Here is a 14,875-nt window from a genome sequence, read left to right on the forward strand (position 1 = left end):
CTGGATTTCACCGGCGCAAGGCAAACGACTCGCCCGCGTGTCGTGTCAATAAGCATGCTATCGGGACACTGCGACGATGCGGCACCGTGAGAATCCTGAGAATCGGATCGAAACTGTTCAGAGACCTCTGCCCGGTGTGCTGCCGTGCTATGCCCGCCAGAGCGGCTGGGGCGCGCGGCCACTACAGTGGTATGGTCCTCCGGTTGTTCGGGCGAGTGGCGGAATGGCAGACGCGCTGGCTTCAGGTGCCAGTGTCCTTCGGGACGTGGGGGTTCAAGTCCCCCTTCGCCCACCATTGTGATGACGCGAGACATCGAGGACAGATCTCGCGTCATAGTGAACACCTTCAGTTGTTGGCTGGGGGTGTTTTCTGTTTTTGGGGTTGGTAGTTGCGGGTGGTGTCGAGGGTGAGTTCGCGGATGAGGTGGCCGTTGGTGGTGGCGATGATGCGGATGTTGAGGTCGGCGATGAGCATGAGGACCGCGGTGTTGGCCCAGCGGTGGCCGATGCCGATGTGGTGGAGGCGTCCGGCGTGGCGCAGGGTGATCTTGCCGTAGTTGTCGACGTGGTCGGTGCGGACTCGCCAGTGGATGCCGGCGGGGGTGTTGGCGGGTCCGGCGGGGGGTCGGGCGCGGTAGGCGTGTTGGGGGGTGTGGCGGTGGCAGGAGCGGTGTGGCCGGGTGGTGTTGTAGTAGTGGGTGAAGGTGTCTAGCTGGGCTTGGAGGTCGGCGAGGCTGGTCGCTGGGGGTTGGCGGGTGAGCCATTTTTTGAGGGTTTGGTGGAAGCGTTCGATGCTCCTATGTTTGTCAAGCTGCGGTCGATTGGATGTTGGTGCCGGGTGAGTTGTTTTGTGGTCGTGGGAGGTTGGCGTAGAACCCTCGGGCGATGTAGCGCTTGCGGCAGGGGATGATTTCTCTTTTGCTGAGTCCTTCGTTGGTCCGTCGTTCGACGTAAGCGCGGGTCGGCTCGTGATGGCGCAGTCGCACGATGGCGACGATGTAGAGCGCGCTGTTGGCTTGGCGGTCGCCGCTGCGGCAGAGGCGGTGGCGGCCGGTAGTTCGTCCGCTGCTGGCGGGTTGAGGGGCCACGCCGCAAAGTTCCGCGAAGGCCTTTTCGTTACGGATGCGTTCGGGGTTGTCCCCAGCGGTGACGAGGAACTGGCCGGCCAGCTCTGTACCGACGCCGAAGAGTTTGACGAGCTCAGGTGCGGTGGCGTGGACGACGGTCTCGATCTGTTGGTTGTGTTTGTGTGTATCAACGGCGCCGATGACAGTCTCGGCTTCAGTTGGGATCATGGAATTCGCTCCTCCGTTAGGGCCAATCTGACGGGTGGGCGAACCGGCCGGGCGGAGCGACAGGTCTGTGACGGGGCTTCTAGTCCAAGCTCCTATCAGGTCAGATCCGTCTGGCCGGTGCGCGCCGAGGCACTGCACCAGCCCGGTCGACAAATCGAACGCAGGACACCGTGGTCATACCTTGGCCGGGGTCAGACCCGGGCCGGTGCAGCGCCAGGTCCAAGTCTTCACAGACTTTCCCGCAGGTCTGTGGGTGGTAGGGCCGGGAGTTCTTGAAGACGATGCCGAGGGTGGCTAGTTCTGTTTGTAGGGCGGTGCGGCCGCCGGGGCCGGTGGCGTGGCGGGCGGTGAAGACCATGCCAGTGTCGGTGAGTACGGAGGCGGGTAGGCCGTGGGCGGCGAAGGCGTCGCGGAAGCAGTCGCGCACGGCCATGGCGGTGAACACGGGTCGGGCGGTGCAGGTGAGGGCTTTGCGGGAGTGGTCGTCGATGATGTCGAGGATCTCGATGGGGGTCCCGGGGGTGGTTGTGGTGTCGGGACTGGCCAGGTGCCAGTGGGTGATGTCGGCTTGCCAGCATTCGTTGGGTTGTTCGGCCTGGAAGCGGATGTAGCTGGGCTGTCCTCTATGTCGGGAGACACCTGTCCTCTATGTCAATGAATCACATACCCCTTCGCCCACCATCTTCATGAGTTACCGAAAACCCCGGCCATCGGGCCGGGGTTTTCTGCTGCTTGCGCCGAGATTGCCGCGATGGTTGTGGGTGGACCCTCGATCACGACCCCCACGGCAATCTCGGCGACGGCTCATACCTGAGGTCGATCCTCTATATGCGAAGCGTCGCTGCATATGGCGTACTACGCTGCCTTTACCCGAGAGCGGAAATGGCCGCGCGACCTTTCTTGCACGACGCGACGATTGGGAGGATGTCACATAGCTGGTCGAATTGCTGATGCGCCAGGCAATGGCGCAAGCGGTCTTGGAAGTCACGCTGACCTGAGATCGCTGCCCCAGTCGGCAGTGATTCGTCCCCCGCGGTCATGAGCGAAGGCTCGGTCCTCTCACCCACGCCGTATGTCTTCAGCGGCAAGACGCAGACGACGCACGGCATGGTGCTGGGCAGGTTCCTGCCGCCCCATGCCGGACACGTATACCTTTGCGAGTTCGCGCGTCGCTGGGTAGACGATCTGACGATCATCATCTCGGTACAGGCCGGCGACCCGTTTTCGGGCACTCAACGCCTGGCCTGGATGCAGGAGTTGTTCCCCTTCGATCGCGTGGTCTATCTCGCCAGCGAGAACCCACAACAACCGTCGCCGCACCCGCCCTCCTGGGACGTGTGGAAGGTATGGCTGGAGGAAGTGCTGCCAAGGCGACCCGACTTCGTCTTCGCGTCCGAGCCCTACGGCGCCGAGTTCGCCAAAATCTTCGGGGCGCGCTTCGTTTCGGTCGATCAGCCTCGCTCCATCGTTCCGGTCAGCGGCACCTGCATCCGCGCCGACCCGTTCGCCAACTGGCAGCACATCCCTCGCTGTGTGCGGCCCGCCTTCGTGAAGCGGGTCAGCGTCCTAGGACCCGAATCCACCGGAAAGAGTGCCCTCGCACGGGCGCTCGCCGAAAAGCTCGGCACGAAGTGGGTTCCGGAGTGGGCGAGGGTACGGGAAGCCCTGGCCGCCGATGCTCCGGCGGGACTGGACTGGGCCGAAATCGTTCGCGGACAAATCGCTTCGGAGGAAGCCCTGGCTCGCGACGCCGATCGCGTGCTCATCTGTGACACCGATCCGCTGGCGACCGCGATGCGGGTCGAGTTGCTGCTGGGCAGCTGCCCCCAGGAGCTTCGCGAAATAGCCAGGCGCCCTTACGATCTCACCCTCCTCACCGCGCCGGACACCGATGCCGGCGACTTCTTCGAGCATTGCGAGCGCGCACTTCGCGCAGCGGGCCGACGCTTCGTGGTGGTCAGCGGCAGCACGGAAGAACGGATTGCGACGGCTTTGCACGCTGTCGAAAAGCTGGCGACTTCCGGGCAGCCATGCCGACCGTGAACCAAGACCAAGCCAGCTATCCCGACAAGATTGACGCCAGGCTGTGGCGGATAGCCGGAGTGTGCGTCCTGGGCTCCTTCATGAACCTGCTGGACACCACTGTGGTCACCGTCGCGCAACGCACCTGGGTGGCCACCTTCGGCTCGAGCCAAGCAGTCGTCGGCTGGACCATCACGGGTTACACGCTGGCCCTGGCCGCTGTTATCCCGTTATCGGGCTGGGCAGCCGACCGCTTCGGCACCAAACGAATCTTTCTCGGCTCAGTTCTCGCCTTCACCCTGGGCTCGCTGCTGTGCGCGGTAGCGCCGAACATCACCCTGCTGATCGCGGCCCGAGTGGTGCAGGGCATCGGCGGGGGTCTGCTCACCACGCTCACCCTCACCATCGTGAACCGTGAGGCAGGCCCAAAACGGGTCGGCCGGGTGATGGCCGTGTTGGGGATCCCGGTCGTGCTCGCCCCGGCCTTCGGTCCCGTCGTGGGCGGCTGGCTCATCGACAGCTACAGCTGGCAATGGATTTTCTGGGTAAATCTGCCGGTCGGTGTCGCCGCAATCGGCCTTGCCGCGATGGTGTTGCCGAGCGATGACCCGGCACCGCAGGAGACCTTCGACGTCATCGGAATGCTGCTGCTGTCGCCGGGCCTGCCGGCCCTGCTGTACGGGATGTCAGAAATCCCCAGCCGCGGCACCATGGCTGACCGTCATGTGTGGATACCGGTAGCCACCGGCACGGCGTTGATCGTCGGGTTCGTGTTCCATGCCCTTTACCGCACCGACAAGCCGCTCATCGATCTGCGTCTGTTGACCAACCGGGCGTTCACACTCACCAACGCCGCGATGTTTTTCTACATCGTCTCGACTTTCGGTGCCTCGGTGCTGTGGCCCAGCTACTTTCAACAGCTGCTCAACTACACGCCCCTGCAGGCGGGAATGGGCGTGGTTCCCCGAGGGATCGGCGCCGCGGTGACGATGCCGCTGGCTGGAATGTTGATGGACAGACGCGGTGCGCGCGGAATTTTGTTCATCGGCGTCACGCTCATCGTCGCGGGCATGGGCGTCTTCGCATATGGCGTAGTCGGCCGGCAAGAGGCCCTGCCGGCTCTGTTGACCGGTCTGACGATGGTCGGGCTGGGTATGGGCGCCACCAGGATGCCGCTGGTCGCGGTAGCAATGCAGACGCTGGCGCCGCATCAGATGGCGAGAGGTTCGACGCTAATCAAGGTCAACCAGCAGGTGGCCGCCGCGGTGGGGACGGCGCTGATGTCGGTGATTTTGACCAGCCAGCTCAACCGCGAAAGCGCTGCCGGCGCGAACCCGGCCGACCTCTCGCACGCTTACGGCGTGGCGTTTGTGACCGCGATCGTGCTCGCGGGGTTGACCTTCATACCGCTGGCCTTCATGTACAAGCGGCCGGAAGCCACCACCCCACGGCACACCGAGCAGCGCAGCGGGCAGTCATCCACTGGTGTGCGCTAAGCCCAGCCGCCGTGGCGCCTTTAGCGTGCCGGCTGAACAGCGCGCCGTTATCCTCATCGTCGACAAACGAAGGAGCCACAGAGTTGGACATCGATCCCGCCGCCACCGCGTGGCTACTGGCCAGCACCGCCCTCGTGCTGCTGATGACGCCCGGGCTGGCAATCTTCTACGGCGGCATGGTGCGAACCACCGGCGTGCTCAACATGATCATGATGAGCTTCATCTCCATACCGCTGGTCACCGTGGCGTGGCTGCTGGTCGGCTACACGCTGGCGTTCTCCGACGGCGGCGCGGGCGGTTTCGTCGGCGGATTGGCCCACGTCGGCATGCGGGGGATCGGCCCGGAGACCGCGCACGGAACGGTGCCCGAGCTGCTCTACGCCACCTTTCAGCTGACCTTCGCGATCATCACCGCTGCCCTGATCAGTGGTGCGATCGCGGACCGTGCCAAGTTCGCGGCCTGGATCGTGTTCGTGCCGATCTGGGCCGTGGCGGTGTATTCCGTTGTGGCGCACTGGGTATGGGCCCCGACCGGCTGGCTGTCGAAGATGGGTGTGCTCGACTACGCGGGCGGACTGGTCGTCGAAATCGTCTCGGGCTCCTCGGCGCTGGCTTTGGCAGTGGTCCTGGGCCCGCGTATCGGTTTCAAGACCGAGGCCATGCGACCGCACAACCTGCCGTTCGTCTTGCTCGGGGTGGGCCTGTTGTGGTTCGGCTGGTTCGGGTTCAACGCCGGTTCGGCGATGGCCGCGAACGGATTGGCGTCGGCGATCTTCCTCAATACCCTGGTCGCGGGATGCCTGGGCATGCTGGGCTGGCTTTCGGTGGAACAGTTCCGCGACGGCAAACCCACCACCTTTGGGGCCGCCTCGGGAGTGGTCGCCGGCCTGGTGGCGATCACGCCATCGTGCGGCGAGGTGAACACCCTCGGCGCCGCGGTCGTCGGACTGGCGGCGGGAATCGTCTGCTCATTCGCGATCCTGGTGAAGTTCAAGTTGAACTACGACGACTCGCTGGACGTCGTGGGCGTGCACTTCGTCGGCGGTGTGGTCGGCGTGCTGTTGATCGGACTGTTCGCCACAGCGGTGATGACGCACGGGCCGAGGGGACTGTTGTACGGCGGCGGATTGGGCCAACTCGGCAAGCAGTCCCTGGCGATGGCGGTAGTGGGCCTGTACGCATTCGCGGTGACCTACGTGCTGGCCATGCTGATTCAGCGTTTCATGGGTTTCCGGGTCAGCCGCGAGGACGAGATCAGCGGCGTCGATCTGACCCAGCACGCCGAAACCGCGTATGCCGAGGGCGTCGAGGGGCATCAAGTGCTGCGCCGCCCCATACTCGGTGAGCGCGACGCAGCTCGCCCGCGCTCAGATATCGACGAAGACCTCTGAGTGCCGTGAGCGCGCCGCGCAGCGGCTGGAATGGTTTCCATCACCCACCAAGGCGGCTAGTCTGGCCCTGTTAGGCAAGGCGACCCTAAGCAGCTGAGGCTGCCCACCGGTGTCGCATGGGGAGGGATCCAGCCGATGACGTCTGTCGACGCGCTGCTTGTGCGGGGACTTATATGACGGCCCCGATCTGGATGGCGTTACCGCCGGAGGTGCATTCCGCGCTGCTCTCCAGTGGTCCGGGGCCAGAGTCGTTGCTGGCCGCTGCGGCGGCATGGCAGTCGATGAGCGCCGAGTACGCAGCGGCGGCGGCCGAACTGCTCACGTTGCTGGGCGCCGTGCAGGCCGGTTCGTGGCAGGGGCCAAGCGCCGAGCAGTATGTCGCTGCACACGCGCCCTACCTCGTCTGGCTTGCACAAGCGCAGGGCAAGAGCGACGCCGCCGCGGCCCAGCACGACGCTGCTGCGGTGGCCTACACGACGGCGCTGGCGATGATGCCGACGCTGGCCGAGTTGGCGGCCAACCACGTCGTCCACGGCGTGCTGATCGCGACCAACTTCTTCGGAATCAACACGATCCCGATCGCGCTCAATGAGGCCGACTACGTTCGCATGTGGGTGCAGGCGGCCACCACGATGAACACGTATCAGGCTATGTCTGCCGCCGCACTGGGCGGGGTTCCGCCGACGACGCCGGCCCCGATGGTGTTTAAATCCGATGTCGGCGAGGCGGCCGGAAGCAGTCAACTCACCGCCGCGGCACCTGCAGCCGGTTCGGGCGGTCAGTTGAATTTGGCGGACATCATCAGCCAGTTGTTGCAGGGATACCTCAACTATGTGCAGCAGATATTCGCGCCGATCGTCAATTTTCTGCAGGATCCGCTGGGCAACAGCGTGCAGCTGATTACCGACTTCCTGACCAATCCGGCTCAGGCGCTGGTGGTCTGGGGGCCCTTCTTGTTCGCCGTCGCCTACCAGGTCGTCACCTGGATCGCCGCCTCGGTCACCTACCCCCAGCTGCTGCTGGACCCGTTGTTGGGAATGACGCTCGCCGTGGTGATCGGAGTGGGTCAGCAACTGCTGGAGCAAGTCCCGGTTGCCGTCGCGGCGGCCGGTGACGGCGCCGCTGTGTTTGCGACGGGAGCTAGCCATACGTCGGCGTTACCGGTTGCCGGACTTGCCCCGACGGTGACCGGCACCAGTGCCGCGCCGACGGCCTCGGCTGCGGGTAGCACGGGAACGGCGTCGACGTCGGCAGCGCCGGCAGCACCGGCCGCGACGGTGCCCTACGCCGTTGCCGGTTTGGATCCCGGCGAGGGCTTTACCCCCACAGTCGGCGGCCGCACCGGTGCCAAGGCGCCGGCGGTAGGCGTTCCCGCGGCGGCTGCCGGAGTTTCGGCGCGGGACAAACGGCGTGCGCGTCGCCGGCGGAAGGACACCATGCCCGAGCACCAGTACGCCGACGAATTCATGGACTACCCCGGCGCCCGGCCGGTCGAGGACCCACTCGTCACGTCATCAACCCATGGAGCTGGGCCGATGGGCTTCGGCGGGACCGCCGCCAAGGGCGACTCCGACGCGGCCGGACTGCTCGCCGTGCCCACCGGCTCTTTCGGCGGCCCACCCACCAGCCCGGTGTTGCCAGGTACCTGGGACGCCGACGGGAGTGCGCGGGACTAGTGCGGCTGAGTCTGCGCCCAGCCGCGGATCTCGGCGGTAACGGGGTCGGTGATGTCGTTGAATTCCGGATGCTTCTTGAGCACCGTGTCGACCATCGAGCACACCGGGACTATGCGCTTTCCATCCTTTCGGGTGGCATCGAGCGCCTCTTTGAGCAGAATGCTCGCCAGCCCGCGTCCGCCGAAGGCCGGATCGACCTCAGTGTGGTAGAAAACGCGCTGGTCGCCGCGGTCTGCGTAATCGGCCAGACCTACCGTTTTGCCGTCGACGGACACGGTGAACTTCTGGTGTTCGGCGCTGACGGTGGCTTCCGCACCGGTCTTGTCGGCTGTCATAGGGACTCCTTCCGGTTCGATGGCGGCGGCACCTTTCGAGGCCGCAGCCGCGTGGTGGGCAGTGGCGGGGCGGGTAGTCGGGCGACCGAACCCTGATATCCCCGAACGGCGCCGAAGCGGTCCTCGGAACCGCCCTCGGCGTCCTGCCACTGCTGGCGGTAGTTGACGATGTCGTCGTGGTTGCGCCCCACGAAGTTCCACCACATCACCAGCTCCTCGGCGAAAGGGGCGCCGCCCAAGAGCAGCGCCCGCGCGGGGCGGCCTCCGACGTTGTGCAGATGCAGGGTGTGGTGGCCAGGAGCCTGGTAACCAAGGCAGCCGACCGTCAGCGCAATCCCACCCATCTCAACGTCACCGACATCGCACAGCACCCCGTGTTCGAACGTCGGGTCGATGTCGATATCCAGCCTAGCGTTCGCACCCAGATCGACCTGGGCACCGAGCAGTGGGCTGAATGTGTGGACCGGCGATCGGCTTCCGGCCAGGTCGCCAAGGAATATCCGGGCCTGCCCACCAGCCAGCACAACCGGTTCAGGCGCGTAGTGCGCGAAGTCGCGTCCAGTGTTGCGGGCGGTGTCGGGCAGGGCCACCCACAACTGCACCCCGTGCAGGACGGAGTTCGGGTCTGACTCGATCGAGACCTCGGAGTGGCAGATACCCGCGCCCGCGGTCATCAGATTCAGTTCACCGGGCCGCACTATCGCGTGCACCCCCGCGCTATCGCGGTGTTCTACTTCCCCGCGGAACAACCAGCTGACCGTCTGCAACCCGGTGTGCGGATGCGGCGCGACGTCCATCCGTGCTGACACCGGACCGTAGTGGTCGATAAAACACCAGGCACCGATCAGCGAGCGTTTCCGCTGGGGAAGGGTGCGTTGCACCCGAAGCGCTCTGGGTCCGCCCAGCGGAACTTCGCGTGGTTGCAGCACCTCGATGCCCGCAGTGCCAGCGGCACTGCATGCCACTTCGACCGGTGCGGCTTCGAGGTTGCTCATCATCGCCCCTTCGTCAGCGCCGACGTGTCGTCGTGGCTCGGTTCAGCGCCGTTACCGCGACCCTACCCGGGGCCGCCCAACCGGCGCTCGCGCCGGGAACTGCGAAAAGGCCCTGAATTGCGTCGATGTAATTCGCTCGGCGGTGTGGCGGCAGTGCCGAATCGCCCCGGTTATTGTGCGCGGATCAACGAAATCGCTCTCCCGTGGGAAACTGCTGCGCTACTCTTCACCCATAAAGCGCGTTGTTGCTCGCAATGATGGAATGTTGAGAAATCTTATTGATCTTTATAAAAGGTCCATTTGGAAACTCAATGCCTGCGCAACGGCGATTTTTGGGGAAAGTCAAGGACCAGGCAATACAGCCACGGTGCCGTTTGAAGGGAATTGGCAGTGATTGAGCGACCTCACGCCGCGCCCGAACTTCACCCTGGGACGGGCGCCGGCCCAGTTTTGGGTGGTTGGCGCCCGGGTACCGCGCCGGCCGCATTCGCGCCACCCGACATTGCCCAACTCCTCGAGTACGTGCGGCATCCGGTGCATGTTGTCCGCGACAATCCGACCGGGCAGTTCGGCTTGGCTATGGGTGGTGAGCTGGTAGCGGCCGAGGCCTCGGATGTGTCTTTACTGGGGACACTGCCGCCGATATATCCCGAATGGTTGGGCGATCGAGCGTTCTGTGAAACGCACGGCGTTCGTTTTCCCTATGTCAGCGGCGCCATGTCGCACGGTATCGCGACACCGGAACTGGTGGCGGCCATGGCAACGGCGGGCATGCTCGGCTTTTTCGGTGCGGGGGGCCTCTCCTATGCCCGAGTAGAGCGCGGGCTGGCCGATATCGAGGCCCGGCTGGCGGGCACTAAGGGTCGGGCGTGGGGCGCGAATCTAATCCACACACCCAACGAGGTGGCGCTAGAGGCGAGCCTTGCCGAGCTGTTCATCGCGCGTGGCGTCCGCATCGTCGAGGCGTCGGCATTCATGAAGCTCACACCCGCGGTCGTGCACTACGCGTTGTCCGGTCTGTCGACCGACCCGGCCGGCAACATCGTGCGCAAGCACCACGTCATGGCCAAGGTCTCGCGCCCCGAGATCGCCCGCATGTTCATGGAACCCGCGCCATCGGAGTTGGTTTCGGCACTCGCGTCCGCAGGCAAGCTGACCGCGCGCGAAGCAGAGCTATCGCGGCATGTGGCGGTGGCAGAAGACATCACCGTCGAGGCCGATAGCGGCGGGCATACCGATAACCGCCCGTTACCTGCACTTTTCTCCGAAATTGCGCTGCTGCACGCCAAGCTGGCACAGCAACACCAGCTGCGCCGCCGCGTTCGTGTCGGCGTTGGTGGCGGTCTGAGTACGCCGCGATCGATCGCCAGTGCGTTCGCGATCGGGGCCGCATATGTGCTGACCGGTTCGATCAACCAATCCTGCGTCGAGTCGGGGCTGTCCGCGCGGGCGCGCACGATGCTCGCCTCCGCCGGAGTTGCCGACGTGATGATGGCGCCCGCCTCCGACATGTTCGAGTTGGGCGTGAACCTGCAGGTGCTCAAGCGCGGCACCATGTTCGGTCCTCGCGCCAGGAAGCTCTACGAGTGGTATGCCGGCAATCCGAGCTTGGCCGCGGTGGTAAGCAAGCACGGCGCAGAATTGGAGAAGATTCTCGGGACGAGTGTCGACGACGTGTGGGCGCAAACGCAGCAATATTGGGCGCAGCGCGACCCCGCGGTGCTTGAACTGGCGGGGCGAGACCCGAAATATCAGTTGGCGCTGGTATTCCGTTGGTACCTGGGTAATGCAACACGATGGGCGATCGAGGGGGAACCCGGCCGGGAGCTCGATTACCAGATTTGGTGCGGCCCGGCCATTGGTGCATTCAACAGCTGGGTGGCGGGCAGCTATTTAGAGCAGTGGGAACATCGCACGGTAGAGCAAGTGGCGCTCAACCTGCTCGAAGGTGCCGCCCGTATTAGCCGGGCCCAACAAGTCAGGGCTTGCGGGGTTCCGGTGCCGGCGACAGCATTCTGTTACATTCCACGCCCTTTGTCGCTGTGAACGAAATAATCCCGGTTCAGCGATCCACATTCCGAACGTTGCAGCTTGCGCAAACGACCCTTGCAGTCAACGTAAACATTTCTGCGCGCAATTTCCGGTCGACACCGTGCATCGAGATCAGCTTGTTGCACATACGTCTAGTGTGCACGCCGCAGCGCTGATAGGATCCGGACCGGCGCTCGAAACTGTCACGAATTTGTGGAGTTAAACGCCAGGGTTTATTCGCTTTGATTGGCTGGCGCGTTTACATCTATGTAATTCGCGTGACAAATGCAAAGGTGAAATGCGGTGCCCAAACATCCCCCAGTCGCTGTAGTAGGTGTGAGCGCACTGTTTCCCGGGTCTGCAGAGGCCGAGCGGTTTTGGCGCAACATCACCGATGGCGTCGACCTGTTCTCCGACGTACCTGCTTCGCACTGGCGTATCGACGACTATTACGACCCGGCGCCGAGCACACCGGACAAGATGTATGCCCGCCGGGGTGGCTTCTTGCCCGATGTCGAGTTTCCGCCGATGGAATTCGGAATCCCGCCCAACGTCGTTTCGGCTACCGACACGGCCCAGCTGCTTGCGCTAAGAGCCGCCCAGCAAGTGCTGGAGGACGCTACCGGTACGGACTTCTCTCACATCGATCGCGATCGCGTCAGCGTGATACTCGGTGCGGCCGGCGCAACTGAACTGTTCGCTCACATGAGTGGTCGTCTCCAGCTTCCGGTCTGGGAGCGAACGCTGCGCGCCGCCGGGGTGTCCGAACGGGAGATCAGCGTATTCAGTGAGCGCATCGCGGCCGGCTATGCAGAGTGGCAGGAGAACACCTTCCCCGGGCTTTTGGGCAACGTCATCGCCGGACGAATCGCCAACCGTTTCGACCTCGGCGGTACGAACTGCGTCATCGATGCGGCATGCGCCAGCTCGCTCGCCGCGCTCGAGGTCGGGCTCCATGAGCTCTACCTCGGCGAGTCCGATCTGGTGATCACCGGCGGCGTCGATGCCTTCAACGACATCGCCATGTTCATGTGCTTTGCGAAGGTCACCGCCTTGTCCCCGACCGGTGACTGCCGTCCGTTCTCCGACAAAGCAGACGGCACCATGCTGGGCGAGGGGCTTGCGATGTTCGCGCTCAAACGGCTCGATGATGCCGAGCGCGATGGTGACCGGATCTATGCGGTGATCCGCGGCATCGGGGCCTCCTCTGACGGGCGGGCTAAGAGTATCTACGCGCCCAGTCCGGCTGGACAGGCCAAAGCTCTGCGCCGCGCCTATGCCGCTGCGGGCTATGGTCCCGACACGGTCGGCCTCGTGGAGGCCCACGGCACGGGCACCAAAGCCGGCGATGCAGCCGAATTCGCCGCGCTGCGAGAGGTTTTCGAGGCCTCTGGACGGGACGATCGCCAGTGGTGTGCAATCGGTTCAGTGAAGTCCCAGGTCGGTCACACCAAGGGGGCGGCGGGCGCGTGCGGGTTGTTCAAGACGGTGATGGCACTACACCACAAGGCGTTGCCGCCCACCATCAAGGTGGATCGTCCTAACCCCAGTCTCGAAATCGAGAACACACCGTTCTACCTTTCCACGCGCACCAAGCCGTGGGTTGCCGATGAAGGCGTTCCCCGGCGCGCGGCGGTCAGCTCGTTCGGGTTCGGCGGCACCAATTTCCACGTCGCCGTCGAGGAGTACACCGGTCCCGGCAAACGTGCTTGGCGATACCGGTCGTGGGATCCCGAACTGGTCGTGCTGGGCGCATCTTCTGCCGAGGCGCTGTCCGGCCAAGCCGCCGAGCTGGCCGCATCCTTGGTCGACACCCCAGACATGCTCAGCTACCTGGCGCGCAGCACCCAGACCGCGTACGACGCGACGCACCCACACCGGCTGGCCATCGTCGCCGACGGTGTCTCCAACTTGCGTGCGGTATTGACCGAAGTGGCCGAGAAGCTTCGAACCATCGGAGCCACAACGTCTTTCGCTTCACCCAAGGGCTACTACTATTCGGCGCAGCGCTCGGGTCCTGTTGCACTGTTGTTCCCGGGTCAGGGCAGCCAGTACCTCGGCATGGGTGCCGACCTGCCGCAGCTCTACGAGCCGGCCCTATCGCCGTGGGAACTCGCTCGCGGCAACTTGTTGGACGCCGATCGTGACTTACACAAGGTGGTCTGGCCCAAGACGGCATTCGCCGACAAAGAGTGGGCCCAGCAGGCGGCCGAGCTGACCAAGACAGAGTGGGCGCAACCGGCCATCGGCGCCCACAGTCTGAGTCTGCTGGCGGTCATCCGTGCCCTGGGGATTACGCCCATTTCGGTAGGCGGCCACAGCTTCGGCGAAGTCAGTGCCCTATGTGCCGCAGGGGTTTTCAGCCAGGAGGTGGCCCTTCGAATCGCGCACCGGCGCGGCCTGTTGATGGCCGACGCGGCCAGCGGCACCGATGGCGCGATGTGTGCGGTAACGGCACCTATCTCCCAGGTGCGCAGGCAGATCGCGGAGTGGGGGCTGGCCGTAGAAGTCGCAAACCACAACAGCCCCAGCCAGGTCGTGCTGTCCGGCAGGGCAGCAACGATCGGTGATGCCGTGCAGCGATTCAGTGCGGCCGGTGTCAATGTGCGGCGCCTCGACGTTGCAACGGCATTCCATTCCGAGATCGTCAGCGCGGCCGCAGTCCCGTTCGCCGCGTCGCTCACCGACACCCAGTTCGCCATGCCGGAGGTACCCGTCTACGCCAACGCGACGGCGCAGCCCTACACAGGTGATGCCGCGGCCATGCGGGCCACTCTTGCCGACCAGATCACTAAACCTGTGCGATTCGCCGAGCAGATTGAGGCGATGTGGCGTGCCGGTGCGCGGACCTTCGTCGAAGTCGGGCCCGGCAGCGTGCTGACGAACCTGGTCGGCAAGTGCCTCGAGGACAAGGACCACTGCGCGGTGTCCTTGGATACGAAGGGCCGAAACGGAATTCGATCGCTGTGGTTGGGGCTAGCCCAGCTGGTGGCGGCCGGCATCCCCATGAGTTTCGAACCGCTCTGGGCCGACTATCGCCCGGGCGATGATCCGCGTAGTCGGCATAAACCGAAGCTGGTTTTGGCCATCAACGGTGCCAACTACGGCAAGCCGGAAATAGCCGACGAGCCGGTGCCCCGGCCAGTCGCGGTCGAGACAGCCGCCAACCACGGCGGCTACACCAACGGACACACTGCGAAATCGGATCTCAAATTGACGCTATCTGAAACCATCACCCCCGCGGCCCCGGTGAACGGGACGCCAACCGTCCAGTCTCCGCCAACGACCGGGAATGGATCGACTGCCACAGCAGCGGTACCACCCATTGTGCGCGATGGCGACGCGGCCCCATTGGCTCCCTCAGGGGCACCCTCGGTGGCCCGCGATCTGAATGCCGATGTGCTGACGGAGATGTTCGCCGCGGTCGAAACGTTGAAACAAACCGTTGATCAGCTGCAGGGCCTTCTGCACAGCCTGGTGCCAAAACCGGCGGTGGTTTCATCGCCGGCGAGTGTTGCGGCCGCGCCACCGCCTTCGCCGCCACCATCACCGCCGCGGCCGACGGCTGCGCCACCTGGTGTGGATCTGGTTGCCCAGATGCTGGAGGTGGTTGCCGATAAGACGGGTTATCCCG

At 64.5% G+C, this 14,875-nt stretch carries 11 protein-coding genes, 1 tRNA gene and 2 pseudogenes; 8 read left to right on the top strand and 6 right to left on the bottom strand.

Features of this window, described 5'->3' with window-relative positions; translation table 11 throughout:
- Positions 1-209: 209 nt before the first annotated feature.
- A tRNA-Leu gene (locus AWC27_RS19740) sits at positions 210-295 on the top strand.
- Positions 296-346: 51 nt separating this feature from the next.
- On the opposite strand, the gene AWC27_RS32845 is transcribed toward AWC27_RS19740, so the two are convergent.
- On the bottom strand, positions 347-475 hold the full coding sequence (locus AWC27_RS32845; RefSeq protein WP_264078792.1) for a hypothetical protein: 129 nt from the start codon (positions 473-475) through the stop codon (positions 347-349).
- A gap of 24 nt (positions 476-499) precedes the next feature.
- Here AWC27_RS32845 and AWC27_RS33275 point away from each other — a divergent pair, with 24 nt between their 5' ends.
- Positions 500-712 (top strand): hypothetical protein, encoded by a 213-nt coding sequence (locus AWC27_RS33275; protein WP_372516837.1) that lies wholly within the window; start codon positions 500-502, stop codon positions 710-712.
- Here AWC27_RS33275 and AWC27_RS33280 read toward each other — a convergent pair.
- From AWC27_RS33280 to AWC27_RS19755, 3 genes and pseudogenes are all read right to left on the bottom strand, one after another.
- Positions 707-793, bottom strand: a pseudogene (locus tag AWC27_RS33280) (integrase core domain-containing protein); the annotation flags it as partial. The gene AWC27_RS33275 and the pseudogene AWC27_RS33280 sit on opposite strands and share 6 nt — an antisense overlap.
- A 13-nt stretch (positions 794-806) precedes the next feature.
- Positions 807-1,241, bottom strand: a pseudogene (locus tag AWC27_RS19750) (transposase); the annotation flags it as partial.
- Between the two features lie 154 nt (positions 1,242-1,395).
- Positions 1,396-1,902 (bottom strand): DDE-type integrase/transposase/recombinase, encoded by a 507-nt coding sequence (locus AWC27_RS19755; RefSeq protein ID WP_085672040.1) that lies wholly within the window; start codon positions 1,900-1,902, stop codon positions 1,396-1,398.
- 431 nt (positions 1,903-2,333) lie between these two features.
- Between AWC27_RS19755 and AWC27_RS19760 the strand changes: the two genes are divergently transcribed.
- The 4 genes from AWC27_RS19760 to AWC27_RS19775 all read left to right on the top strand — a co-directional run bounded on the left by AWC27_RS19760 (position 2,334) and on the right by AWC27_RS19775 (position 7,880).
- Positions 2,334-3,338 carry an AAA family ATPase gene (locus AWC27_RS19760; RefSeq protein WP_245847303.1) on the top strand — a complete coding sequence of 335 codons (1,005 nt, stop codon included), beginning with the start codon at positions 2,334-2,336 and terminating at the stop codon, positions 3,336-3,338.
- On the top strand, positions 3,326-4,813 hold the full coding sequence (locus AWC27_RS19765; protein ID WP_085672041.1) for a DHA2 family efflux MFS transporter permease subunit: 1,488 nt from the start codon (positions 3,326-3,328) through the stop codon (positions 4,811-4,813). The genes AWC27_RS19760 and AWC27_RS19765 overlap by 13 nt, the downstream gene beginning before the upstream one ends.
- Positions 4,814-4,896: 83 nt before the next feature.
- Positions 4,897-6,204, top strand: coding sequence for an ammonium transporter (locus AWC27_RS19770; RefSeq protein ID WP_085672042.1), 1,308 nt, complete (start codon positions 4,897-4,899; stop codon positions 6,202-6,204).
- 173 nt (positions 6,205-6,377) lie between these two features.
- On the top strand, positions 6,378-7,880 hold the full coding sequence (locus tag AWC27_RS19775; RefSeq protein WP_085672043.1) for a PPE family protein: 1,503 nt from the start codon (positions 6,378-6,380) through the stop codon (positions 7,878-7,880).
- Here AWC27_RS19775 and AWC27_RS19780 read toward each other — a convergent pair.
- Together AWC27_RS19780 and AWC27_RS19785 are read right to left on the bottom strand one after the other, a co-directional pair.
- On the bottom strand, positions 7,877-8,215 hold the full coding sequence (locus AWC27_RS19780; protein ID WP_085672044.1) for a GNAT family N-acetyltransferase: 339 nt from the start codon (positions 8,213-8,215) through the stop codon (positions 7,877-7,879). The genes AWC27_RS19775 and AWC27_RS19780 overlap by 4 nt on opposite strands.
- Positions 8,212-9,210 carry a pirin family protein gene (locus AWC27_RS19785; RefSeq protein ID WP_085672049.1) on the bottom strand — a complete coding sequence of 333 codons (999 nt, stop codon included), beginning with the start codon at positions 9,208-9,210 and terminating at the stop codon, positions 8,212-8,214. Before AWC27_RS19785 ends, AWC27_RS19780 begins: the two co-directional genes overlap by 4 nt.
- A gap of 390 nt (positions 9,211-9,600) precedes the next feature.
- Here AWC27_RS19785 and AWC27_RS19790 point away from each other — a divergent pair, with 390 nt between their 5' ends.
- Together AWC27_RS19790 and AWC27_RS19795 are read left to right on the top strand one after the other, a co-directional pair.
- Positions 9,601-11,256, top strand: coding sequence for a PfaD family polyunsaturated fatty acid/polyketide biosynthesis protein (locus tag AWC27_RS19790; RefSeq protein ID WP_211281674.1), 1,656 nt, complete (start codon positions 9,601-9,603; stop codon positions 11,254-11,256).
- 288 nt (positions 11,257-11,544) lie between these two features.
- Positions 11,545-14,875: type I polyketide synthase (locus AWC27_RS19795; RefSeq protein ID WP_139837101.1), on the top strand; the 3,331-nt coding region annotated here is incomplete at its 3' end.

The sequence above is a fragment of the Mycobacterium szulgai genome (assembly GCF_002116635.1).
Classification (GTDB): domain Bacteria; phylum Actinomycetota; class Actinomycetes; order Mycobacteriales; family Mycobacteriaceae; genus Mycobacterium; species Mycobacterium szulgai.

Coding starts and splice junctions, on each gene's coding strand:
- AWC27_RS32845 (WP_264078792.1), bottom strand. CDS start 475: ATGCTCATCGCCGACCTCAACATCCGCATCATCGCCACCACCAACGGC.
- AWC27_RS19760 (WP_245847303.1), top strand. CDS start 2,334: ATGAGCGAAGGCTCGGTCCTCTCACCCACGCCGTATGTCTTCAGCGGC.
- AWC27_RS19765 (WP_085672041.1), top strand. CDS start 3,326: ATGCCGACCGTGAACCAAGACCAAGCCAGCTATCCCGACAAGATTGAC.
- AWC27_RS19775 (WP_085672043.1), top strand. CDS start 6,378: ATGACGGCCCCGATCTGGATGGCGTTACCGCCGGAGGTGCATTCCGCG.
- AWC27_RS19780 (WP_085672044.1), bottom strand. CDS start 8,215: ATGACAGCCGACAAGACCGGTGCGGAAGCCACCGTCAGCGCCGAACAC.
- AWC27_RS19785 (WP_085672049.1), bottom strand. CDS start 9,210: ATGAGCAACCTCGAAGCCGCACCGGTCGAAGTGGCATGCAGTGCCGCT.